The 21,738-nt window shown below is 60.6% G+C and carries 24 protein-coding genes; 10 read left to right on the forward strand and 14 right to left on the reverse strand.

The features are described 5' to 3' along the window. Positions 1 to 47: 47 nt before the first annotated feature. The 7 genes from ACQR07_RS25725 to ACQR07_RS25755 all read right to left on the reverse strand — a co-directional run bounded on the left by ACQR07_RS25725 (position 48) and on the right by ACQR07_RS25755 (position 6,651). Positions 48 to 2,144: a hypothetical protein gene (locus tag ACQR07_RS25725; RefSeq protein WP_434904911.1), complete on the reverse strand. Its 2,097-nt coding sequence runs from the start codon at positions 2,142 to 2,144 to the stop codon at positions 48 to 50. A 74-nt stretch (positions 2,145 to 2,218) separates the two neighbouring features. Beyond that, positions 2,219 to 3,358: a tyrosine-type recombinase/integrase gene (locus ACQR07_RS25730; RefSeq protein WP_434904992.1), complete on the reverse strand. Its 1,140-nt coding sequence runs from the start codon at positions 3,356 to 3,358 to the stop codon at positions 2,219 to 2,221. Further along, positions 3,265 to 3,666 carry a helix-turn-helix domain-containing protein gene (locus tag ACQR07_RS25735; protein ID WP_434904912.1) on the reverse strand — a complete coding sequence of 134 codons (402 nt, stop codon included), beginning with the start codon at positions 3,664 to 3,666 and terminating at the stop codon, positions 3,265 to 3,267. Before ACQR07_RS25735 ends, ACQR07_RS25730 begins: the two co-directional genes overlap by 94 nt. A 374-nt stretch (positions 3,667 to 4,040) precedes the next feature. Beyond that, positions 4,041 to 4,244: a hypothetical protein gene (locus ACQR07_RS25740; RefSeq protein WP_434904913.1), complete on the reverse strand. Its 204-nt coding sequence runs from the start codon at positions 4,242 to 4,244 to the stop codon at positions 4,041 to 4,043. Then, positions 4,231 to 4,656, reverse strand: a complete 426-nt coding sequence (locus ACQR07_RS25745; protein WP_434904914.1) for a hypothetical protein — start codon at positions 4,654 to 4,656, stop codon at positions 4,231 to 4,233. Before ACQR07_RS25745 ends, ACQR07_RS25740 begins: the two co-directional genes overlap by 14 nt. Positions 4,657 to 4,717: 61 nt before the next feature. Beyond that, a complete protein-coding gene (locus ACQR07_RS25750) occupies positions 4,718 to 5,881 on the reverse strand; it encodes a DNA polymerase III subunit beta (RefSeq protein WP_434904915.1) in 1,164 nt (387 codons plus the stop codon). 86 nt (positions 5,882 to 5,967) lie between these two features. Then, a complete protein-coding gene (locus ACQR07_RS25755; protein WP_434904916.1) occupies positions 5,968 to 6,651 on the reverse strand; it encodes a S24 family peptidase in 684 nt (227 codons plus the stop codon). 385 nt (positions 6,652 to 7,036) lie between these two features. Between ACQR07_RS25755 and ACQR07_RS25760 the strand changes: the two genes are divergently transcribed. The 9 genes from ACQR07_RS25760 (at position 7,037) to ACQR07_RS25800 (ending at position 15,263) form a co-directional block, all read left to right on the forward strand. Next, a complete protein-coding gene (locus ACQR07_RS25760) occupies positions 7,037 to 7,228 on the forward strand; it encodes a hypothetical protein (RefSeq protein ID WP_434904917.1) in 192 nt (63 codons plus the stop codon). 12 nt (positions 7,229 to 7,240) lie between these two features. Beyond that, on the forward strand, positions 7,241 to 8,017 hold the full coding sequence (locus ACQR07_RS25765) for an ATP-binding protein (protein ID WP_015664772.1): 777 nt from the start codon (positions 7,241 to 7,243) through the stop codon (positions 8,015 to 8,017). A gap of 41 nt (positions 8,018 to 8,058) precedes the next feature. Beyond that, positions 8,059 to 8,682, forward strand: coding sequence for a hypothetical protein (locus tag ACQR07_RS25770; RefSeq protein ID WP_434904918.1), 624 nt, complete (start codon positions 8,059 to 8,061; stop codon positions 8,680 to 8,682). A gap of 107 nt (positions 8,683 to 8,789) precedes the next feature. Continuing rightward, positions 8,790 to 9,914, forward strand: coding sequence for a hypothetical protein (locus tag ACQR07_RS25775; protein WP_434904919.1), 1,125 nt, complete (start codon positions 8,790 to 8,792; stop codon positions 9,912 to 9,914). After that, entirely contained in the window at positions 9,907 to 10,182 is a 276-nt protein-coding gene (locus ACQR07_RS25780; protein ID WP_434904920.1) for a hypothetical protein, read from the forward strand. The genes ACQR07_RS25775 and ACQR07_RS25780 overlap by 8 nt, the downstream gene beginning before the upstream one ends. Continuing rightward, the gene (locus ACQR07_RS25785) at positions 10,182 to 12,128 is read left to right on the forward strand and encodes a DEAD/DEAH box helicase family protein (RefSeq protein ID WP_434904921.1); all 1,947 of its coding nucleotides are present in this window, start codon (positions 10,182 to 10,184) and stop codon (positions 12,126 to 12,128) included. Before ACQR07_RS25780 ends, ACQR07_RS25785 begins: the two co-directional genes overlap by 1 nt. A 12-nt stretch (positions 12,129 to 12,140) precedes the next feature. Then, the gene (locus ACQR07_RS25790) at positions 12,141 to 12,407 is read left to right on the forward strand and encodes a hypothetical protein (protein ID WP_434904922.1); all 267 of its coding nucleotides are present in this window, start codon (positions 12,141 to 12,143) and stop codon (positions 12,405 to 12,407) included. Positions 12,408 to 12,540: 133 nt separating this feature from the next. Further along, the gene (locus ACQR07_RS25795) at positions 12,541 to 12,744 is read left to right on the forward strand and encodes a DUF6511 domain-containing protein (protein WP_434904923.1); all 204 of its coding nucleotides are present in this window, start codon (positions 12,541 to 12,543) and stop codon (positions 12,742 to 12,744) included. 11 nt (positions 12,745 to 12,755) lie between these two features. After that, positions 12,756 to 15,263 carry a bifunctional DNA primase/polymerase gene (locus ACQR07_RS25800; protein WP_434904924.1) on the forward strand — a complete coding sequence of 836 codons (2,508 nt, stop codon included), beginning with the start codon at positions 12,756 to 12,758 and terminating at the stop codon, positions 15,261 to 15,263. 108 nt (positions 15,264 to 15,371) lie between these two features. Here the strand turns inward: ACQR07_RS25800 and ACQR07_RS25805 are convergent, their stop codons facing one another. The 7 genes from ACQR07_RS25805 to ACQR07_RS25835 form a co-directional block, all read right to left on the reverse strand. Continuing rightward, positions 15,372 to 17,342, reverse strand: coding sequence for a methyl-accepting chemotaxis protein (locus tag ACQR07_RS25805; protein WP_434904925.1), 1,971 nt, complete (start codon positions 17,340 to 17,342; stop codon positions 15,372 to 15,374). A gap of 392 nt (positions 17,343 to 17,734) precedes the next feature. Further along, a complete protein-coding gene (locus tag ACQR07_RS25810; RefSeq protein ID WP_434904926.1) occupies positions 17,735 to 18,133 on the reverse strand; it encodes a hypothetical protein in 399 nt (132 codons plus the stop codon). A 244-nt stretch (positions 18,134 to 18,377) separates the two neighbouring features. Next, a complete protein-coding gene (locus ACQR07_RS25815; protein ID WP_434904927.1) occupies positions 18,378 to 18,806 on the reverse strand; it encodes a transglycosylase SLT domain-containing protein in 429 nt (142 codons plus the stop codon). Positions 18,807 to 18,817: 11 nt separating this feature from the next. Beyond that, the gene (locus tag ACQR07_RS25820) at positions 18,818 to 19,162 is read right to left on the reverse strand and encodes an HNH endonuclease signature motif containing protein (protein WP_434904928.1); all 345 of its coding nucleotides are present in this window, start codon (positions 19,160 to 19,162) and stop codon (positions 18,818 to 18,820) included. Then, positions 19,159 to 19,386 (reverse strand): hypothetical protein, encoded by a 228-nt coding sequence (locus ACQR07_RS25825; protein ID WP_434904929.1) that lies wholly within the window; start codon positions 19,384 to 19,386, stop codon positions 19,159 to 19,161. Before ACQR07_RS25825 ends, ACQR07_RS25820 begins: the two co-directional genes overlap by 4 nt. A gap of 2 nt (positions 19,387 to 19,388) precedes the next feature. Continuing rightward, a complete protein-coding gene (locus ACQR07_RS25830) occupies positions 19,389 to 19,625 on the reverse strand; it encodes a hypothetical protein (RefSeq protein WP_434904930.1) in 237 nt (78 codons plus the stop codon). A gap of 11 nt (positions 19,626 to 19,636) precedes the next feature. Then, entirely contained in the window at positions 19,637 to 20,050 is a 414-nt protein-coding gene (locus tag ACQR07_RS25835) for a hypothetical protein (RefSeq protein ID WP_434904931.1), read from the reverse strand. A 437-nt stretch (positions 20,051 to 20,487) separates the two neighbouring features. Here ACQR07_RS25835 and ACQR07_RS25840 point away from each other — a divergent pair, with 437 nt between their 5' ends. Further along, positions 20,488 to 21,348 (forward strand): hypothetical protein, encoded by an 861-nt coding sequence (locus tag ACQR07_RS25840; protein WP_434904932.1) that lies wholly within the window; start codon positions 20,488 to 20,490, stop codon positions 21,346 to 21,348. Positions 21,349 to 21,738 lie beyond the last annotated feature (390 nt).

The raw sequence follows: 21,738 nt of genomic DNA on the forward strand, positions 1-21,738 counted from the left end.
GAGGGGCACCACGGGAAACCGGGTGCCCTTTGTCGTTGGATACCGTCCTAAGCGAGGTAGGCCGGATCGAATACTTGATCTGCCTGATCTCTATTCGTAGGTGCCTGGACAGGGGTTGGCCTTGACCTGCTCAAACCAGCCGCGCGAAGCGTCGCCCTATTGCGATCCCACGCGTCGTTTACGAGGTCCTGCCATTGGATGACTTCGATAGAGCCTCGGTACTGATTTTTCAGCGGTCTTATGCGTCCCTCGCCATTTGCTGTAGTTTCCCAATTGGACAATTGTTGCTCCAAATCTCCGACGATGTCAGCTACCACGTAGCAGTGGAAAATGCAGTCTTCTGCAACTCTAATCCGGGTCCGGTCGAAGGACTCAAGTTCGCCACCTCGCAGTTGCCCCAAGTATTTCACTATTTGTGCCTCGATCTGATCTTCGGCTGCCTTGTACTCTCTACGGCCTGGCCTCTTGAACTCAACGATCATCATCGAGCGAAGCGGTTTAGACGTGTCCACTGAGTCGGTCTCGGTCACACCTAAGCCATACGCCAAGTTCCAAACCAACAGGTCCGGTCGCTCTGACGACCCGCCGTTCGCAATGATGGCGTCAAGGCGCTTGTCGGACGAGAATGCTCGTGTGAAAGCCAGACGCTCGTCTACGATCCAGAGTTCGTGAGCGCGGCTCTTAACTTCAGTCGGGTCATCCCCCCGAATGTTCATTGGACAGATGAAGGAGTGCAGAGTCTTTTCAAGAAAGTGGTCGTCTTCCTTGTCTTCCCTGGCGCGAAGACGCTTTATCAGCTTTTCCATCAGTTCAAGCGCAAGTTTTCGACGAACGACATGCTGAGCCAATGCCAGTTGTTCCGATGTCTGAATACCCCTCGCTGCGTCGCTTACGGCCTTATCAAAGTTCTCAGGAATGTCTTGTAGGTCGAGCGTATCGATTAGCGCCTGCAACGTTCTCTGGCGATCCTCCTCACGACGAATCTGATACTTCACCAGCCCCGCAGCAAAATCCTCTGCGGTCGTCGCATGGAACGGGACCCGTTGTAGCTGAATTTCGTCATCATCAAAGCCGAACGTTGGGTATCGTGAGACGAAGGCTTGGTAGTTTTCCTTGCGCGCCTCTACATACGCTTCGACCTGAGCTGGCAGAAGCTTGGTCCGAACCTGCTCCATGCAATTGCGGCTGATCTCGCCGAGTGTCTTTTCAGTCAAATTGAATGCCGTTCGGCCTTCATTGACACGCAAGTCGAGGTATTCGCCGGACACACAGCCGTGAAAGACAAGGTCCCTTTCCGCACCGCGCGTAAGATCGGTAACGCCAAGCAATCCATCAACCTTGCGAGTTTCGACCGTTCGTCCATTCGCAAGTAAGTGCAGTTGATGCCTTCCATCGAGCCCGGTACTGGCTTCGGACTTGCACGTAAATCCGATGATTGATAGGGCGCCGAACTCTTTCAACTCGAAGGAGCCAGTTTCGAGCGGAGTTCCAACTACCAAATCTGCAACTGCATTCGGGTAGGTTGTAACATCACCGTCAAGATCGACGGTGATAGTCGGTCCACTGCCAATTAGAAAGTCTGAAATGAAGTGCGCGCTGAAGTAACGAAGGAACGTGTCCGTCCTCTTCGGAAATGTATCTGCATACTCCTTCGTGCGTAGGCCACGGAAAGTTATGGTCGTACCAGTTGAAGCCCCTGGCGCTGCCTCGTTTTCACTACTTGGTTTGACCTGTTCATCGTGCTGCAAAACAAAGGAAAAAACGCGACGAAGCGGTCCCCAGGGGCCGTTGTATACGCTCTCGACAAGAATCGAGTTGAAAGCATCAAGCCAAAACAAGCGTCCAACGCCTTTGCCGCCCTTCGCACGTTTGAAGTCTGTGTCGATTTCGCAGAAAGCTTCGTAGCGTCTAGCATCTAGACCGATCCCGGTGTCCGCCACAACAATCTCGACCTTGTCAGGATCGGATAGTGACTTGACGCGAATGGAAATCTTTCCCTTTGCGAGATCGGCCGCTCGTAAGTCTTCGATCGCGTAGATCGAATTGCTCACAGCCTCGAAAAGGGGCTGTAAGCCCTGCGCCGCATTGGAAGGCTTGGGGAGCTTTCGAACACGGTTCTCAATGTTTTGCGTAAGGGTGGCCACGGTAAAAAGATCCCAGTGCGTGCGGTTGACCTAACATGCACGCATTGGGCAGAGTTGTAAACGGCGCTACCGCCTTACGCTATCCGTTGCGCCTGCCACTCGGCATGGGCGTTTATTCCCGCTTCGCGCTCGGTCTTCTTAAGGGTCTTCGCCCGGCGGCCGACGAGCTTAACCGGCTCGCGCATCCACTCCTGATCAAGCCATTCTTGGATGGTCGGCAGCTTGTTGATCGCCTCGATCAACGTGGCTTGCGGGACGTGCGTGTAGTGTCGGCTCATATCGTCGGCGGCGTGGCCGAGAATCTGATCCTTCTTGTGCGGGTGGACGCCCTCGACCACTAGCTGGGTCGAGACGGTGTGCCGGGCGGTGTACGGCGCCACGTCGAAAATATGTGTCCGCAGCCGTGCGGCGGCGATCCCCTTTTTCATCTGCCCGCCGTTGTCGTCGTAGATGGTGAACGGCTCATTCTCCCAGGTACGCACCAATCGCCCCGGTCGGTTCTCGACCATGTCCGCCAGCATCGAGACAAGCGCCTCATGGATAGGGACGCCGCGCGGCTCGCCGATCTTAGACGTCGGCAGCGTGATCCAGCGGTTCGGCACATTGACCTGCGACGTGTCCATGGTGAACAGTTCGATCGGCCGCATGCCACTGTAGAACAGGATCGTGAAGACGGTTGCGTTCGCGACACCCAGGCCCTTAATGAACTCCCAGGCTATCCCGTAGGGTACTGGATAGGAGCCGACGCGCTTCGGCCCGAAGCTCACGACGTTCGTCCCCTTCGGTTTCTTCGGCCTGATCCAGCGCTTCGGCTGTGCCCACTCCATCCGCTCGGCATGGGACCAAATCGCGATGAAGGGTGTCCATAGCTGGCGATTGAGTGTGTCGGGCCGGACGTTCGGATAGAGCGTCTTGCCGATCTCATTCAGCTGCGCTTGCGTGATATTTTTCAGCGGCACGCCCATAAGGTGCGACATGAGGCCGGACCATTTTCCGGTCGCTTCATCGAAGGTGCCGAGAAAGCGCGGCGACCCACCGTTCTCTAAATAGGATTCCGCCGCCTGATCGAACGTCACCACGGCCTTCTTACCGTGGATCTGTTCGTCGAGCAGTTCCTTCTCTAGCTTGACGCGGAGACCTTCGGCCGCCGTTTTGTTAGTAGTTTTTGTAGATTGCCTGATTTCGTTGCCTTGGGCGTCCGTCCCCCGGATGATCCAACTGTGGTGATCCTCCCGCCGCCACAAGTAGAGTCGCATGATGACCTCATTCCGTTGAAGATGGTGACGATGTCCGCTTCGATGAACCGATAGTCGCGGCCGACGCGCGCGGCGCTCGGCAGATGCTTCGCAACCAAGCCGTAGAGTGTCTTCCGGGAGACGCGGAGGCGCGCCATCACGTCCGCGGTCGTGAGGACCGTATCGAGCGGTGTGTTGTCGTTGGCGTGCCTCACGATTCCGTCCAATTCATATCGCTGGCCGAAGCCGGTCACCGCAATCGGGCGTGCGCACCAGCCTCTCTGCATCGCTAAGGAGGTAGCTATCCCGATTGTAGCTAGACGGTCCGTCGACCGCAAGGGACGTGACGGACAAAACTGACGAGATGGTGTGCTGCGCTGAGCCCCAAGACGAGAATGGACCGCCGCTGCGCCTCGGCATAAAAGCGCAGGGCTTTGGCGCAAAGCTCGCTGTCGCTCGGTCCGAGCATTGTATCTTCCCCACCACTCAACACGATAGCGAGTGCGAGCGCATCTTCTCGATCTGCCAACGAAGGTTCTCCATCTCCGCGAACGCGTGGTGCGTTCCACGTTCGTTCCTTTATTCCGATATTCAGAACAGGGAGTCAAGTGCGACTTCTGACTTGCAGAAGGCCGTCAATCCACGCGCGCTGGTTCGGCACTTATGCGACGTCCAAGAACGGGACGGTGAGGGTGCCCCCAACCGCACGTACACCGGCAATCACGGCATCTAGCCGCATGTCGATCTCGAAGGGGCGGAAGCGCGCATCGAGCAGCGCCAGCGCGACGGAGTCCATATCCGGCTTCGCACGGCGCGCCACGGCGGCGTCGATCATTTGCTTAGTGGTCGGATCAATGGACGACATGGGTCGGGCTATCCTGCAATAAGGCGTGTTGGTCGGGATGAACGGCGAGCGATTCCTTCCGCTTCCCTTTAAAGCGAACCGGCTTGATGGCGGCCGGATCGCGCAGGAAGGGGAAGCGCTCGTGGATGCCGGTGACGATCTCGATCAGGGCCGTGATCGTCTGCGGCATCGTGAGGCCCAACTTGTCGGCGATGGGCTGAAGCTCGGCCCGGACTTCGTCGGGCAGCACCTTTGCACGGGGTACCGCCACGAAGTCCCACCCCAAGAAGCCGAGCACGGCCTCTAGGCTCTCAAGGCCCGGCCGGTTCTTGCGACGCCACGCCTTGATCGACGCGCGGCGGACACCCGAACCTTCCTCCGTCTCGTCATAGGTGAAGCGGAGGCGCGCCATCTCGGCGAATACCAGCTTCACATGCGGTCCAACGCGATCGGGCATAGTGACTGTGCGCCGGTTCGCCCGCTCGCGGTGGTGACTAGTCATGCGTCGGCCCCGCCGCCAGCTCGGTCGTGATGTTCATCATGCCGATCGCGCCGATCAGCTCGGGCTCGTCCTCGGCCTGGAACAGCACGCGACGATTCGCGTGGTCGGGATGGAGCGCGATAGCGGCGACCTTGAACGCGCCAAGCATGGTCTTCAGGTACTGACCATTGAGGCCGAACGACGCCACCTCTCCATTGATGTCAGCCTCTACCACGTCAACGCCGCCGCCAGTCTGACCGCCGACCGCGACGACGAACCCTTCGTCAGATCCGGCGCACTGAAGGCGATAGCCCTGGTCTTTGAGCGCGAAAGGTTCGAGCAGAGCGACCGCGCTGGCGCACGCGTCGCGCTCCAACTTGATCCGTGTCTCGCTCGGATTGGAGACGAGAGGCGTGTAGTTCGGATAGGTACCGAGCAGCAAGGAAGAACAAAAGTGCGTCGTGTCATTCGAGACGAAGATCGAGTGCTCGTTGACGACGACTTGAACGTCTTCGGCCGCGCGGAATAGGCGGATGATCTGCGACACTGTCTCGGCGCTCAGGATGACGCCAGGCCGACCACTGCCATCGACGGGCATGTCTTCGGCTCCCTTGGGTGCGGGGATCGATGTCATGATCAGGATCGTGCCGGTGGTGCCAACGGCCGCGAGGCGGTTGCCGCGAATATGGAAGAACACACCCTGCATCGGCGAGTTGGGTACAGTTGATAGTTCGGTCGCGGTGTGACCGAACAGCTTGACAAAGTCCGAACCGTCGATGGTAAAGGTCGCGCCTTCTTCACGGTACTGCCGGGCAGGCCAGTCTTCGGCGGCGAGAGTCGGGAAGCTCGTGCGAGAGCGGCCTGCCTTGACGATCATCTCGTGCTTGGAGCCGTCATAGTCGATCGTGACCTCGACGCCCTTCGGCAGCCGATCCACGACCATCTTCAGCTTGCCAGCGTCAACTGTGATCGAGCCTTCGCGCTCCATGGTGCACGGCCCGGACGCCTCGACCTGCATGTTGAAGTCGGTCGTGGCGACGTGCAGCACGCCGCCTTTGGCGATGATGCGCGCATTGTTGGCGATAACGGCGGGCGAGTTCTTCGGAGCGCTCGACACGCCGCGTGTCACGATCTCCGCGAGTTTGTCCCGATTAATCTTCAGTTTGATCTGCGACATGGTCCGTTGCCCCTCCCGTGAGGCCGTAACGGACAGTGTCAATTTATATCCGTTGTGTCAACGGATATATTGTGGAGGCTGGCTGGCTAACCCAGTTCGCAGCTTCCTATGATGCGATCGAGTGCTTTCACTTGCGAGCGAGGCAAGTCAAACACGGTGCCATCGCCCAACATGCGGACCGTGATCTTGTCGATCGAGATTGTAACCACTTCCCGGATCGCAACGCGGTCGTCGGTTTGACGGACCACGGCGAATCCCCCATGCCCAACTTGCTTGTTGGGGTTGACGATCACCACCTCACCAACTCGAAACCGGGGGGCCATGGTGTCGTCGGGCACCGCAATGCAATACACGTCATTGCTCAGCGGCATGACGAAGGGCGCTCTTCGCGAATCGTTGAGAGCGAAGAAGCCATCAGGGTCCGTCAGGCCGGTTTGGTAGAGCGTGATGGACTTCATCACGAGGGTGACAGGCTCCACGTTCTGAAGAAGCGCGCTGCCGCCGGTCGCGCTTGGGAAAGCTTGCTCACCGACCAAGTACGCGTAGTCGCAATCCAGGATCGGAGCTAGTTTCATAAGTCCCTCTTTAGTGGGATTGAGGGACTTCCCGGAGAGAAGGTCATTCACATACGAAAGGCCAAGCCCCGCTCGGCGGGAAAGTTCATTCCGCGAAGTCTTCAACTGCAAAACGCGTTCTTCGACGCGCTCTTTGATGATGTCCAATTTCGGATGCACCCGATGCTTGCGCCCAGGCTGCACAGACTTCGCCATAGTTCCGTCCCCCGCATTATGACTCGTACTCAATACCATACTTGGCGCCCCTCGTTTGTGGACCTTGCCTGCCAATAACCAAAACAACTTCAACGGCTAACGGCGCTATTTCGCTTTTTTGCCCTACAGGGCGCGCGCGTGGATGTAAATTTATCCGTTTAATCCGTTGACTGCCCAAAATATGTCCGTTAGACACGTCTTGCTCGCGTCAGTCGGAAGTGCTTGCTGACTCGGCTTAGACCCGAATTGCGACGGATGTCAAGTGGCATCAACGGATGGAAATGACCGAGCTATCGAAGCAAGAGCTAGTGGTTAAGGTCGCCGCACCAACTGCCACCATCGAGGACATGCGTCGTTGCATAGTGCTCGCGGCATCACGAAGCCGATGGTCGCCCTCCACGGAGCCGATCAGGACGGACGTGAAGCCCATTACGTTGATGTCTTCATCTCGCGCATTAGCCGCAAGACTGAGGGCCACTCCGTCACCGTCGAGGCCATCAATCGCACCGGCTACCGGTCGGTCGATTGGCTCGTGTGGGCAAAGACCTTGAAGCTCGACACATCCGTCGCGCACTAACCGGGGAGCCTAATGGCAATCTCACTCAAGAGTATCAAGAAGAAGACGGCGGCCGAGTTGCAGCCAATCTTCACGATCTACGGCGTTCCCAAGGTGGGCAAGTCGTCGCTTGCCTCAGAGTTTCCGCGCCCGATCTTCATTCAGACCGCCGAAGGCGAGAGCGTCCCGGCTGGTGTCGTCGCCGAAACTCTCGAAGTCCGCAATTATGCGGAGCTCTGCGAGGCAATCACCGTGCTGGTCTCGGACGAGCACAACTACGGAACGGCGATCTTTGACTCGACGACCGGCCTGGAGAACATCATCCGCGCGGAGGCGTGCGCGCGCAACGGATGGAAGAACATCGAGGACCCCGGCTACGGCAAGGGCTACAAGATCGCCGCTGGCATCTTCCTCGAATACATCGACGGCATCATGACCCTCCGTCGCGAGCGTAACATGTCGATCGTGCAGCTCGGTCACTGCGATATCTCGCGCTTCGACTCGCCCTCGACCGATCCGTACTCGCGCTATCGCATCAACCTCCACAAGGATGCTGCTGATATCGTCGAGGCGAACAGCGACGTGATCGCGTTCGTCAACTTCAAGGCCAGCATCAAGAAGGTCGATGCGGGCTTCAACAAGCAACTCACGCACGCCGAGGGCGGCGGCACCCGTTGGATGTTCCTCGAAGAGCGTCCCAGCCACATTGCGGGCAACCGCTTCGGCATGCCGCATGAACTCCAGTACCGCAAGGGTGAGGGATACAAGGCGCTCGCCAAGTACCTGCCGCCGGCGAGGGAAGCCGCCTAACACTCGTTCCACCAACGCCATAGCATCCAAGGGAGCATCAAGTGGCAGACTTCGGCGTAAACCTCAACGACGTGGACGCGGCCAATAGCAACGCGTCGGGCGGTGGCGGTCCCATCATCCCGCGCGGCCGCTACGGCTTCCAGATCGTCGAGGGCGAGATCAAGCAAAACGCGAAGAAGAACGGCGACAATTACGCGTTCAAGGCCGAGTGCACCGACGAAGGCCCGTACTTCAAATCGTTCGTCTACGGCACCATCGTTCTGTCGAACCCCAGCGCCTGGGCTCAGAATAACGGCCATCAGCAATTGCAGGCGCTCGGCATGGCGATGGGCTTCGGCAAAGGCGAGTTCACCAATACCGACATGGCGCTCTATCAGCCGTTCGTCGCTGACATCGATATTGAGACATACAAGAAGGACGGCCAGGACAAGGAACGCAACGTGTTCGCCGCGTTCATCCACGAGGGCAACGCCAACACTGAGCCGCCCTCGGAGAAGGCGCCGGCGACACCTGCAGTGAACGACAATAGCCGCGCGCGGGCTAGCGCGGCGAACACCACCCAGCCCAACCCCTCGACCGCTCGCCAGACGCAAAACGGTGGCTCGGCCCCGTCCACGGGTGGCGCTCCCGCGGGCCGCGCGATGCCCTGGAAGCGCTCCGCTTAAGGCGGGCTGACCTTAGCCGGGGCTTCGGTCCCGGCTTCTCGTCCCCTTTCTCAACAGACTGCAGTTTGCCCAACGTGCCTTCGGCGCGAACGATAGAGGCTTGCCCGATGGCCGAGTTCCCGGTCCTCCACAATCCGACGACGGCCGCGATCTATGAGGCGTATGCGAAGTCCCGCGCCCAGGCTTGGGACTCAATGGGGATCTCGATCTCGCTGCTCGGCGAAGAGTGCGAGCGAGCCCTTTGGTATGCGTTCCGTTGGGCCTCGAAGCCCGAAGTGATCGACGGTCTCAAGGCCATAACGTTCGAGACCGGTGAGATCGAAGAGACGCGGCTGCTTAACGCGTTGCGTATGATCGGCTGCGAGGTCGATGAGGTCGATGGTCGCGGTAAGCAATATCGCGCCAGCGCCATCGCCGGACACGTTCGCGGCAAGATGGACGGCAAGGTGCTCGGTCTCCCCGAGGCGCCGAAGACTTGGCACATCGTCGAGTGCAAGTCGATGAAGGATACCTATTGGGACAAGGTGAAGAAGCACGGCGTTCGCGAGGGCTACTTCTCCCATTGGGTTCAGCTCAACACCTATTGCCATCTCTTCGGCTTCGAGCGCGGCCTCTACATCTGCCGGAACAAGAACACCGGCGAGGTCTACAGCGAGCGCATCCACACTGACCACGTCGAGGCGATCCGGCTTCTTCAGCGCGCGGAGCGGATAGTCAATTGCGCAAATCCGCCGATGAAGCTGCACAACGATCCGAAAGCCAAGGCTGCTTTCAAGTGTCGGACCATGTGCAGCCACAAGGCTATCTGCCACGACGGCGAGTTCGCGCGGATCTCATGCCGCTCGTGCATCCATGCCACGCCGGAGCACTTCGGCGACGCCGCGTGGTCCTGCGCGCGGTGGGGCAAGCCGCTTACGCTTGCGGAGCAGAAGGCCGGGTGCCCAGCGCATCTTTTCGTTCCGACGCTTGTTCCTGGCGAGGTGGTCGATTCCAATGATGAGGAAGAGTGGGTCCTTTACGCGCTGCGCGACGGTCGCGAGTGGCGCGACGGTTCAAAGCCCGTGACCCGCTATTGGCACCATCCCGAAAGCGGCTCGCTCTTCACCACGCAATCGGACGAGCCGGACCCGCGCGAAGGCGGTGGGGCTGACGCTGCGCTGGTCGAGGAAGTCTCGGCCGAACAATTCGAGCAACTCACCGAGTGCTATGCAACTGGGGAACAAAATGACTGACCCGCATCGCGTCAAATTCATCGACGCAACAGATCTCCATTGCAAGTTCTTCCTGCCAGGCGAGAAAGGCATGTTCGGCTTGATCTGTGGCGCGTCGGTCGACGTGGGCAAATCGTTCTGCGATTTCCACCACCGGCAATGCTTCAAGACAATCACGCCGGTCAGCCGCAAGCTTGCACGGTACGATGACGTGATGGTCTGCGAGATGCAGATCGACGACAGCGAGCTGGAGCTGACGGAATTGGTCTCGTGCGGGGCCAAGGACTAATGTCCGTCAATCTTCGCGAATACCAGCGCAAGGCATGCGATGCCCCATACGCGTATTGGGCCGAGAAACCCAAGGGTAACCCGCTGATCGTGGTCCCCACCGGCGGCGGCAAATCCATGATCCTGGGCACGATCTGCGAAGAGTTCATCAGCTTCGAGCCGACGACGCGCATGATTATGGCGACGCACGTCAAGGAACTGGTGCAGCAAAACTTCGAGGAATTGCTTGGAATCTGGCCGTTCGCACCGGCCGGTGTCTACGCGGCTTCGTTGAAGCGCAAAGAGGTGCACAATCAGATCACCTTCGGCAGCATTCAATCGATGTTCCGCGTGGCCGAGAAGTTCGGGCGCATCGACGTGCTCTTGATCGACGAAGCTCATCTCGTGCCGCCAGACGAAGCCGCCATGTACAGCAAGTTCATCAAGGCGCTGCGCGCGGTCAATCCCGACATGCTGATCCTGGGTCTGACCGCCACGCCGTATCGTCTCAACTCGGGCATGTTGACCGAAGGCGACGACGCGCTCTTCGATGACATCATCTATGAGATCTCGATCAAGGAGCTGATCGACCTTGGTTACCTCTGCCCGCTGGTCTCGAAGGCGACGCAGACGGTGTTCGATCTCAAGGGCGTCGGTCGCTCCGGTGGTGACTTCAAGGCGGGAGCTCTCCAGGCTGCCGTTGACAAGCACCCGATCACGGAAGCGGCCGTCAAGGAAGTGATCGCCTTCGCGAGCAGCAACGAGCATCCGCGCAAGTCGTGGCTGTTCTTCTGCTCGGGCGTCGACCACGCCTTGCACGTCCGCGACGAGGTGCGGCGGCACGGGTATTCGTGCGAGGCGATCCACGGTGACACCGACGACGGGGATCGGGACCGGTGGATCAAGGAGTTCAAGGCGGGGAAGATCACTGCGCTCGCCAACGCGAACGTGCTCACGACCGGCTTCAACGCGCCGCGCACCGATCTGCTCGCGATGCTGCGACCGACCGAGTCGACGGCGCTCTATGTGCAGATGGTTGGCCGTGGCACGCGCTGCATGGGCAAGGACATCCACGAGTCGATCCGCAACGGGAAGTCGGACTGCCTGGTTCTCGACTTCGCGGGCAATGTCCGGCGGCATGGCCCGGTCGATCAGGTCAAGGTGCGGAAGGCCGGCAAGGGGGGCGGCGAAGCGCCGGTCAAGGAATGCCCCGAGTGCCACTCGCTGATCTTCGCGGGTCTGCGCGAGTGCCCGGATTGCGGCCATGCCTTCGAGCGCGATGTCGAGAAGAACATCAAGCAAACCGCCGACGCGGTGCCGATCCTGTCCACCTCGAAGCCCAATTGGGTGAAGGTCAACCGGCGGACCTTCTATCGCCACGATAAGGCGGGTGGCACCCCGAGCGTCCGCGTGGAGTACATGTGCGGCTTTACGGTCCACAGGGAATGGATTTGCCCAGAGCATCAGGGCTTCGCGCGCGTCAAGTTCGAGAAATGGTGGAAGGAGCACGGCGGCGGCGACGACGCGCCGTTCACGATCAACGACACGCTCGCGCTCGCGGGCAAGCGGGTGCTGCGCGAGACGACCGAGATCATGATCAGCGCCAACGGTCGGCACTATGAGGTGATCGGCCGCAAGTTGGGAGCGTCCGGCGTGTTGACGCAGGACAACTTCGTCTCGGTCCAGCCCTCGCGCGAGGAGATCGTCGCGCAGAACTATGAACTCAACGGGAAGCCAGTAGAGGCCGCGCGCTATCGCGCCGAGATGGCGGCCAGGGCGAGCGCGTACGACGACCAGCGTCCATTGATGCCGGGCGTGAGCCGCGCGGCCATGGCGAAAGCGTCGATGCCTGGGCGCGCTCGCGCGGTCGCACAGCCTCGCGCGACCGGGTCATGGCGGAAGGCCGATGAAGACGTGTTCGCCAGCACATGGGGCAGGGCGGACTTCGAGGACGACATTCCATTCTAAGGGGGGATCAACATGAGCGCACCCAAGGCAAAACGGCTTCTTCGACGCAACGAAATCTATCTGAAACTCTCCGAGTACTGCGAACGCCAGGGGTATCGCTATGAGCCCGAGATTGGCACCAAGCACCACTACATTGTGGTTTACTTCGGCGAGGGAAAGCCTTTGCGCATGGTCTTCTCGGCCAGTGCCAGCGACCACCGCGCCGCGAATAACGCCCTCTCGGTGCTGAAACGCCTCATTCGCGAACGTCAGGCGAGCAATGACAACGTCAAGGTTTGATCCCGAACCCGTGTGCTGCGGCGTCTGCAAGAGGCTGGCACACGGGATCGGGTACGCGCCACAGCAGGGCAGGCCGGTACTTTGGCTCTGCATCCATTCGGACTGTATCTCCTTGGGGGAGAGTGTTTTCAAGATGGCACCGAAGTCTCTGAGCGCTCACGAACTATTTGCGCTCGACGAAGCTGGCGAGGTCGCTGGCGCATACCTAGAAAGCATCGGCAAGTTCGATCTCACGCAGTTGTCTCAGGCTGAGTGGATGGAGTTCCTGAAGACTGTTCTCAACAGCTATGGCGAGCGCATGCGTGCGCGCCTGCTCAATCACACCGCTCCGTTCTGAAAGCTGCCGTTATGTCCGACTCTCCGTTCGCCCAGGTTGGCCCGACGCTGTACGAAAAGGGCTACTCGCCGATCCCGATCATGCCCGGCAACAAGGTGCCCGGCATCATGGTCGGCGACGATTGGCGCATGTTCAAGGGCTGGAATGAGTTCTGCGTTGAGCGCCCGTCGCAATTCCAGATCAACCAGTGGGCCAAATTGCCGGACGCGGGTGTCGGCATCGCCTGTGGCCGTGGGCTGATCTGCATCGACATCGATCAAGATGAGATCATCGAGCCGTTGCTGGCGATTCTGCCGGTGTCCTACGTGCAGAAGAAGGGACGCAAGGGCATCTCGCTTTTCTACCGGGGTAACACAGACGTCATCCGCTCGAAGAACTATCGGACGCCCGATCGAGTCGGGCTTGTCGATCTCTTGGCCGAAGGCAAGCAAACGGTGCTGCCGCCCTCGATCCATCCAGACACCGGCGAACCCTACTATTGGTGGACCGACGAAACGCTGCTCGATGTCGGCCTCGCAGCCCTGACCGAGCTGCCGAATGATGTCGCCGACCTGATCGGCGATGTGCTGCGCGCCTTCGGCTATGACCCGGACGGCGACCGCGCGCCGGCCCCGGCGGGTGCAGATCATCCGGACACGCTGAGCAGCCACACGTCCAACTTCTTCCGGAAGCTCAACGAGGACGCGCTTGCGCGGATCGAGGCGTGGGCTCCGAAGCTCAACCTCCCGAAGGGCCGCTTCCTTGGCAAAGTCTATCGCGCCGTGGCACCCTGGCGCGCCTCGGGCTCGGGCCGCCCCATGAGCCGCCGTTCGGCAAACCTCTCGATCTCGCCGGGCGGCATTGAGGACTTCGGCACCGGCGAGAGCTTCACCGCGCTCAACGTCGTGATGAAGACGTTGCAGATCCCCGACTCCGAGTTGGATGCCGCCGTGCAATGGCTGGGCGGCTGCCTTGGCTATGACTTCTCGCCGAACCTCACCTTGACCATGGGGCCGAAGACCTTGGCGCTCCTGGCCGAACGCGGCGCCCGTGAGCGCGGCGACGCGCCGCCGATGCGCTCGGCGATCGAGGAAGCGTTGACGCCGCCATCGGCCCCCGAATGGCATCCTGCGGCCCCTCCGGCGGTCGCACAGCGGCCGTCCGGTGGCGACCTCGCCGCGTACGTCTCTTCGCGGCCCTGCGCGCCTGCTGCGGCTCCTGTGGTGCTCGCTGGTGAGTTGGTGGAGGAAGAGGAGGCCGTCGCGCCAGCAACGCCCCCAGCGTCGTCTATGGTCGAGCTGGAGGCACTTTGCCGTGGCATCCCCGGACTGGTCGGCGAGCTGGTCGAATGGATGGCCTGTTCGTCGTCCAGTCCGTCGCGGCCGTGCGCCCTCGGGCCTGCTCTGCTTTGGGTGGGGACGATCGCGGGCCGCCATCAGGCCGGGCCAACCGATCTGCGCACCAACCTCAACGTGGTGACCCTGGCACCGCCTGGTTACGGCAAGGACCACGCGCGCCAAGCACTCTATCGGCTCGCGACGAAGTGCGGCTTGTTCAGGTTCATGGCGCCGGAGAACTTCCTGTCGGACTCGGCGCTGCGCAAGACGGTCGAGCAGAACCCGGTCATGATGTCGATGATGGACGAGTTCGGCGGCTTCATCGGCAAGATTATGGATCGTCGCGCCGGGGCGCATCAGTCCAACCTTCGGCATATGATCCTTCAGCTCTTCACGACCTCGAACAGCGTCTACACTGGCGCGGCAGCCGCCCAGGAGCAGGCTACGCCGATCCATCAACCGTGCTTCTCGATCTATGGAACCACGACGCCGCACGACTTCTGGCCGTCGATGTCCGGCCGGGGTGTCGGCGACGGCTTCCTGCCGCGTTGGCTCGTGCTGCCGATCTCGGGCAAGCCGTTGCTCGATCAGCCGGTGACGCAGCCGTATCAGCCGCCGGATCGGATCGTCGAGGCGTGCCGCGCGGTGTTCAAGCTCTCGCGCCGTGGGGCCAATCTGCCGGACATGGCGTCGCAGCCGGTGGTCAACCCGATCGTCGCGGAGTGGGGCGGTGACGGCCACGAAGCCTTCAAATGGTATCGCGAGCACTTCGCAAAGTGCTCCGAAGAGGCCAGCGAGGACAGCAAGGTTCTGTGGACCCGCTCGATCGAGATCATGCTGCGGATCGCCCATATCGTCGCGATCGGCATCAACCCCGAGCGGCCGATGCTCACGGACGATCTGGTCGATTGGGCAGGGCGGCTGACCGAGTTGTCAACCAAGTCCTGCATCGTCGAAATGAAGGACCGGCTGGCCTCGAACGATAAGCAGGCGGAATATCTCTTCGTGCGGCGGCTGATCAAGGAAGCCGGTCAGAACGGCATTACCACGGTCGCGCTGAAGCAACAGATCAACGGGCTCTTCGATAACGCTCGGTACGAATCGATCATTAAGCAGCTTCAGGACGCAAATCAGGTGGCCGGCCGGATGGGGACCGGGCCGAAGGGAGGGCGGCCAACGTTTCGCTACTACGCTGCCGCCTAGGCCCTAGCCACAAACCCAGCTCTGGAGGTTCGAGATGGGCAGTACCGGACCTCGCTTGCTCGGTCGGCGATCATTGCCCGAACCTGCGAAATTCACTTCAGCCTTCCTCTATGCGGCGCGCACGGTAACAAGGAACCGGTCAACCTCGCGCCTGAGCCGGCTGCTTTCCGTTGACAGGGACTGCGCCGCCGAAAGCACTTGAGCCGAAGCAGAACCAGTCTCGGCGGCTCCGTGCTCGACTCCCGTGATATTGGACGAGACGAGCTGCGTGCCCTGCGCGGCCTGCTGAATGTTGCGGGAGATCTCCTGGGTCGCGGCGCCTTGTTCCTCGACGGCGGCGGCAATGGTGGAGGACACTTCCGACAATTGCTCGATCGTGCCGGAAATGTCCTTGATGGCCTGCACGGATTCGTCAGTCGCGGATTGAATACTGCCGATCTGCTGGCCGATCTCGCCGGTCGCCTTGGCGGTTTGTTCAGCAAGTGCCTTGACCTCGGAGGCGACGACCGCGAAGCCGCGACCAGCCTCGCCGGCGCGTGCGGCCTCGATGGTTGCATTGAGGGCCAAGAGATTGGTCTGACCAGCAATGGTATTGATCAGCTCCACCACGTCGCCAATCTTGGCGGCCGCCTTCGATAGCTCGCTGACTTTCGCGGTGGTGTGCCTGGCCTGGTCGACAGCAGCCGAAGCCATGCGCGCGGAGGACTGAACCTGCCGGCTGATCTCGGTGACTGAAGAGGTCAGCTCTTCCGTCGCGGAGGCCACCGACTGGACGTTGGTCGAGGCTTCCTCCGAAGCGGACGCGACGTTGGTTGCGAGATCCTGCGCGTGTTCAGCAGTCTTGGTCAGCGTGGATGCAGATGCCTCCAACTCGGTCGAGGCCGACGATACGGTTTCTACGATTCCACCAATCGCCGCCTCGAACTCGTTGGCAAGCCGGTTCATATCCGCCTTGCGCTGCTCGGCCCGCCGACGCTCGATATCCGCCTGCTCGGCGCGCAAGCGTTCGGCGTCGATCATGTTGGCTTTGAAAACATCGACGGCCCCAGCCATTTCTCCGATTTCATCGTGACGACCGACTCCCGGAATCTGGACCGTCATATCGCCCCTCGCCAGCCTGACCATGGCGTGGACCATGGACACAATCGCCTTGGTGACAGCTCGCGAGATCGTCAGCGCGAGGCTCGAGACGACCATGATCGTGAGTGCGAGCGTGATCAGCATCCACCGCTTGGTGCTCGCAAGCGTATTCGTCTCCTGGACCTGAGCGGCCTCGTACCGCCGCTCGATGTCCTTTGCGATGTCTTCGATCTGCGGCTCCATCTGCGCATAGGTCTTCGACATCGCCGATGCGCTGGCGGCGGACTGCTGGGCGCCGTCGACCCACGCAATGAAGTCGGCGCGATATTTCTGCAGCTTGCCCTCGATCTCGCTTTTCATGGTTGGTGCGAGATCGGAAGCCTGCATGACCTTCGCAAACTCGTTCGCGCTCTTCTCGAACTGGTCGAGATAGGTACGGTCGCGACGCAACATAAAATCCTTCTCATGGCGGCGCATCATCAGCATGCCGGCGACCAGCTTCGAATTATCAATCTGCGTCAGTCTCGCTTCAATGTCGTGCACTGAGGCGCGCAGGGATCCGCTCAAGCCCAGCTTTTCGTTCAGCCCGATCTTGACCTCATTCTGCTCCAGCGCGGAAAATTGCTTGCGATAGTCGCCGAAGCCTTCCGCAAGAGCACCAATTTTGTCGGAGAGGGACGTAAACCCAGCTTCCTTGATGGATGCGCCGAGCCGATCGATGTCGCTATTGATGTTCGCGGTCAACGATGCGTGACGCTTGGATGATTCCTCGTCGCGCCGCAGCAGGAAGTCCTTCTCGGCCCGGCGAGCGTCTAGCAGATCGCGTCCGAGTTTGTCGTTCGATACGGAGACCTTTCGAGCCTCTTCCGCTAACGTTCGCGATGCTTCCTGCGATGCGTTTCCGCCCAGGTAGATGCCACCGAACACGACGAGGCCGAGGATGCCTACGATTCCGATGAGCAAAATCTTGTGGCTCAGTCGCAGCGAGAAGGTCTTCATGGCGCATCCTGTAGTAGTAAAGAAAATAGTTAAGTATTTGGTTCTGCATTTAAAAATAGACCGCTGGCGGAAACGGAACGTAAATGTCGCCCCAAAAAGCGCCATTGCCGTAGTTTTCCGGATCCAGCGATGACCGAAGGGACGTTCAATATCCGTCGGGACATGCTCGAAGAGGATGCTTTTGAGTGATGCCAGTCAACGCGGCGCCGCACGAGCGACAGCGCCAGTGCAGGAAGCGCTCCAAGCCGTTGAGCGGACGAGCAATGTGCGCACCGTACGGTCGGAGATGGTCTAAACGCAGACGTCACCACGCGGACGCAACGGCAATGATGCCAGTCTGGATGCTCGCGGACGAAGAGCCCGCCGCGGCGGGCTCTCGGCCGGTAGAGGGATCAACCATCGTCATCAATCGCAGCCGCTACGGCGGCCTGGACCTCAATGCTGGTCGGTAGGCCATTGAATATGAGCCTACCTGCCTCGGTTGGCGTGGGCGCATCGAGCCACAAGTGCGGAACCGGCGTCGCATTCCCAAGGGCAATGGCCCTCGTCGACAAAACGACTTTCGCGGCCGAGATCTCCGGCGCTTCATAAGTGAGAGCGCGCGCTCCCATGTACACGGCGGATGCCAGCGCGAAGAACTGCACAATGCTGAGAAGCCTCAACCGGCTCTTCTCTTCGGCATATCGCCGTAGTGCGGTGGCGCAAATCCGACTGTCTGTCGGCCCCAATAACGTCTCTTCAGAACTACTAAGCGCAATGGCCAAGGCCAGTGCGTCGCCCTTGCTGGTCACTTTACGTCGTCTCCTCCAGCCGACGATGTGCCGGCTAATCTTCCGATTGCAACACTGCAACGAGTGGTTGCGTTATCGCACTACTTAAGGTCTAGTTCTGCAGGTTGTTGTTAGTCAATTCGAGCCTGCCGGAATCAGTCCGGAAGGTTATGAAACGGTGTCGTTACGCAGATGGTTGCGATGCTGTTCGTAGAGCGACCAGCCGTACATGTCGTGATCCCGTGTAGACGCCCACCGCGGCGGGTCAATCGTGACGGTGACGTTGAAGCGCGTGCAAGACCTTACGGCCATAGGCGGTGCAGACCGGCTGCCCGTAAACGCCGCGCTGATACAGGCTGATGCCGGCGCACCCATCGCCGCCGCGCCTGAGAGCAATCTTCAGATAGAGAAGCCCGGCGCGCAGGCCGGTGCTGCAATCGTACAGATTCCCCGTGACGCCAACGGACCGCGCGGTGGCCGGCTTGACCTGCATGATTCCGCGCTCACCGGCGCGTCCAGTGAGGCCGCAGCTGTAATTGCTTTCCACGCGGACGACGGCATGCACCAGGCTGCGCGAGAGCCCGTGCTGATCTGCGGCTGAATTGACCAACTCGTCCAGCCCGGACGCGGCGAGTGCAGGCATCGCGGTGGCGATCACGCTCGCGGCAGCGAGCGCGCTGATAAGGCGCTTCATTTCCAGTTCTCCTAAGCCGCGATCTCTTCGCAAGCGAAGCGGCGGGCTTCGTCGCGGCGACGCTGGTTTTCCCTATGCGTCACCATCTCCAGATGATCCGGGTTCACGCAGCGGCGCGTCCGGCAGCGATGATCGAGCTGCTTTCGGGGAGGGATAGGGCCATGCTCGAGCACGTACTTCACGATATGAACGGCCACGGTGCCGCCATCGAGACACATCCTCGGATAGTCCTTTCCACGCCCGCTGCTTCCCGAAGTTGGTCCGGTCCACAAGTGGCACGGCGTATCGAGAGGCCCGTCGACGATCTCGATCCGAGACATCACCTTGTCTCGGATGCGGTCGCGGCGCGGGCTCATTTGGACAGCCCCAAATGCACCTCCTGCCGCGCCTGCCGCTGCTTGAAGATCTGAATGTGGTAGGCGCGATTGCTCGGCGTGTTGGCGGTCGCGTGGTTGATGCGCGAGAGCGCATTGCGGGGCAGGCCGTCTTCAGTCCACGTATGGAGCAGTTCGGTGAATAGTTGGCCGTTGGCTGCGACCCGCGGAATGATCTTCACTTCGACGCTGGTGAGCACGCGCATGATCAGGCAGCGTCCTTGTCGGTGATGACGCCCATGGCGGCCAGCTTCTCGTCTACGATCGCGATCTGCTGCTCGAAGATCAGTATCAACTCGGGCCGAAGTTTCGCGCAGATGTCGGGGCGAATGTCGGTGCCGCCGACCTTGATGGGGTGGCCAGAGCCAGCTTTCGTCATCAGCGAGCGAACATAGTCGCGCTCCTTGATCAGCTCAGCGACGGCAGTGAAGTCGTCCAGCTTCATCGGTGCTCCCCTCAACCGAACAGGGCGTTCTGATCGGCGTGAACCGCTGGGGCGCGCTTGATGCGGCCGATCTCTTGCGGGACCTTGGTCTTGGTCGGCTGCACCTTCGGCCCGGCGGCGGGAAGCGGAACCTCGGTCAGACAGTCGCGGTGGCGCAGAAGGTGCGTCGTCGCGCCGGACGAGTCCTTGCGGCGGTTCTCGGTCTTGATGAGCACGCCGAGATTGACCAGCTCCGTGCAGCGGGGGCGGATCGCGAAGGGGCTCTGACCCAGGAGCGCGGCGATCTCGTCGCTGGTCAGGCGGTAGCCCTTCAGCATCAGATCCTCGACCTTCGCGCGGAGCGTTCCAGCGCGCGGCGCGGCGAGCTTGGCGGCGTCGTCGGACGCCCCTGCGGTCTTCGATCCCGGCGTAGTCGGATAGGCCATAGGCAAAGTTCTCCCGTTCGCGCACAAGGCGCGTTCTTTCAGACCGGCGATGGTTTGGTGGTGTCCCTACCTACCGCCGATTGGGCGGCTCACGGTCCCAGAGATATATCCGTCTTGTCCGTCGCGCAATGGCTTTTTGAGGGATGTGATGCCGGGCAAGCCGGATCAAAGCTGTTGGGTGACCTCGATCCCGCCCGTTGTATGAATTGGCTTTATTCACAATTGTAGGAATAGGTTTCGCGGAAAACCTCGGGGGTTTCTTCGGAAACCTCCCGCTATAGGAGTCGCAAAAATGGGGTTTTCGGGGTTTCGGGTTTATGATGTAAAGCTCTTGTATTCTTATTATTATAGAGATCCGTAGAATACCCAAGAAGGGTGGAGCTATAAGATAGAAACCCGAAACCCCGGAAACCCCTCGGTAACGGATTCAGCGACGGATGAAATTGAAAGAAGAGGCGGCGCTGTGGGTGGCCATGGCGGGCGGGGTGGTGTTGCCAGGGGAGGGGATGACCCTGAGCGCCTTCGGCGCGGCCCTGTGTGTCTCGCCAGATCGGGCCGAACGCGCGGCTCGATATCTCCACCGCAAGCGCCTTGTGTCAGTCTCGGAGCAGGCAGGCCATATCCGCATCCTCCCGGCAGGAACCGATCGGCGCCGTGGCCGTCCGAACCGCTCGGTGCCGCAACAGTCGAAGCTCGCCCCCCGGCTTGTCGCTTTGCTCGGGCGCGCCCATCCGATCTTCCTGTCGGTGAAGGAGATGCGCCGGGGCATGCCGACCGATTGGCGGGATCGTCCCGAGCTGCGTGCCGAGCTGGCGGAAAGAATCGCGGTCGAGAGCGATCGGATCATGAAGCTCTGCCGCAGGTTCCTGGCCTCGAACGGAACGCACCTCGCGGGGCTCCGTGAGGCCCTGTGGCTCGATCAGCCGGACACCATGCCCCTGATCGCCGAGAGGCACCCAGCGCTCGCCCTGGGCGTTCCTGGGACCGCTTCGTCGCCAACGGTGGACCGCCAGGCCAAACGGGTCTCGAAGGGCCTGAGCGCCCAGGATCGCGTCCTGGCCTATGTCCGCCAAGCGGGGAGGAGCGGGATCACGGTGGCCGATGTCAGCTACAACTTTGGCGGGAGGGTGAAGCGGGTGGCGCTCGACGACATCGTGGCGACCCTAGAGAGCGTCGGGCAGATCAAGGTCGTCGAGTGCCGCACCGCTTCACGCGGTCGCATGGGCGTCCGCCTGTTCGATCCTGTGCATGGTGAGCCGACCGTCCTGCCGGACGGGCAGCTGGTCTTGGTCGAGTGATCGCGATTGGGGGTGTTGCTGCGTGGCAAGCAGTCGCTCCGGCCATCTGGGGTCCAGCAATTTCAGTGCGCCGACCTATTCGCAACGGCGGACCTTCACGTTATCCAAGCCAACGGCAAAGCCCAATGATCGCCAGCTCTCGCTATTCCTCCGGCAATATCTCGGGATATCCCACCAACTCGTCCTCGCGCCAATAGCCCGCCTTGTATTCGCGTAGCCCTGGAAGCCAAATCACTTGCCGATTTCCATGAGGAGGACCATCAACGCGTGCTTCCAAAAGAGTGGTGCGTCGAGACTTTCGCATTGAGGCCGCTATCACTTCGCTCGGAGAAAGGTCGCGCGAGGCCAATCTCTGTAAAATGGTGACGACCTCCTGAGTGCTGAGGTGGC

The organism is Bradyrhizobium sp. HKCCYLS20291 (genome assembly GCF_051167715.1).
Classification (GTDB): domain Bacteria; phylum Pseudomonadota; class Alphaproteobacteria; order Rhizobiales; family Xanthobacteraceae; genus Bradyrhizobium.